At 65.2% G+C, this 1,738-nt stretch carries 1 protein-coding gene; it reads right to left on the reverse strand.

The annotated features are described in order from the left end of the window. Positions 1-1,738, reverse strand: a 1,738-nt coding sequence (gene dxs / locus ACYVO2_RS37200) for a 1-deoxy-D-xylulose-5-phosphate synthase (RefSeq protein WP_461012553.1), incomplete at both ends; no start/stop codon positions are given.

The following is a 1,738-nucleotide window of genomic DNA, read 5'->3' on the forward strand; positions in this document are numbered from 1 at the left end:
CCGTGATCCAGGAACCGCGGCGGCACACCGAAGTCCCGCAACGGCACATCCACCCCCGCATCCCGCAACGCCTGCGCCACCGCCGACCCCACACCACCGGCCCGACCGTTGTCCTCCACCGTCACCACCACCCGGTGCTCCGCCGCCAAAGCCGGCAACGCCTCGTCCACCGGCTTCACCCACCGCGGATCCACCACCGACGCCGCGATCCCCTGCGCACCCAACAGATCCGCCACCTCCAAACACACCGGAGCCAACGCACCCACCGACACGATCAACACATCCCCACGACCCGACGCCGGCGCACGCAGCACATCCATGCCACCCACCCGACCCACCGCCTCGATCGCCGGACCCACCGCACCCTTCGGAAAACGCACCACCGTCGGCCCGTCCCCCACCCCCACCGCCTCACGCAACTGCAACCGCAACTGCGCCGCATCCCGCGGCGCCGCCAACCGCAACCCCGGCACCACCTGCAACACCGACATGTCCCACACCCCGTTGTGCGACGCCCCGTCCGAACCGGTCACCCCCGCCCGATCCAACACGAACGTCACCCCACACCGATGCAACGCCACATCCAACAACACCTGATCGAACGCACGATTCAAAAACGTCGCATACACCGCCACCACCGGATGCAACCCACCGGTCGCCAAACCCGCCGCCGACACCGCCGCATGCTGCTCCGCGATCCCCACATCGAACACCCGATCAGGAAACCGCTCCGCAAAACGCTGCAACCCCACCGGCTGCAACATCGCCGCCGTCACCGCCACCACATCCGGACGCTCCACCCCCAAACGCACCATCTCCTCACCGAACACCGACGTCCAGTCCAACCCCGCCGCCGACACCGGCAACCCCGTGTCCGGATGAATCAACGGCACCGCATGAAAACGATCCGCCTCATCCTGCTCCGCAGGCCGATAACCCCGCCCCTTCTCCGTGATGCAATGCACAATCACCGGACCACCGAACCGCTTCGCCCGCACGAACGCCGACTCCAAAGCCGCAATGTCATGACCATCGATCGGCCCGACATACTTCAACCCCAGATCCTCGAACATCCCCTGCGGCGCAATGAAATCCTTCAAACCCTTCTTCGCACCGTGCAACGTCTCGTACAACGGACGCCCCACCACCGGAGTACGATCCAACAACTCCTTCCCCCGCTGCAAGAACCGCTCATACCCGTCCGTCACCCGCAACGTCGCCAGATGATTCGCCAACCCCCCGATCGTCGGCGCATACGACCGCTCATTGTCATTCACCACGATCACCAACGGACGATCACGCGCAGCAGCGATGTTGTTCAACGCCTCCCACGCCATCCCACCCGTCAACGCACCATCACCGATCACCGCCACCACATGACGATCCCGGCGCCCCAACACCTCATTCGCCTTCGCCAGACCGTCCGCCCACCCCAACACCGTCGAAGCATGCGAATTCTCGATCACATCATGCTCCGACTCCCCCCGCGACGGATAACCCGACAAACCACCCCGCGCCCGCAACCGCGAAAAATCCTGCCGCCCGGTCAACAACTTGTGCACATACGACTGATGCCCCGTGTCGAACAACACCCGATCCCGCGGCGAGTCGAACACCCGGTGCAACGCCACCGTCAACTCCACCACACCCAGATTCGGACCCAGATGCCCACCGGTCCGCGACACCGCCTCCACCAGGAACGACCTGATCTCCCCCGCCAGCTCCACCAACTGCTCGG

The sequence above is a fragment of the Streptomyces capparidis genome (assembly GCF_054782095.1).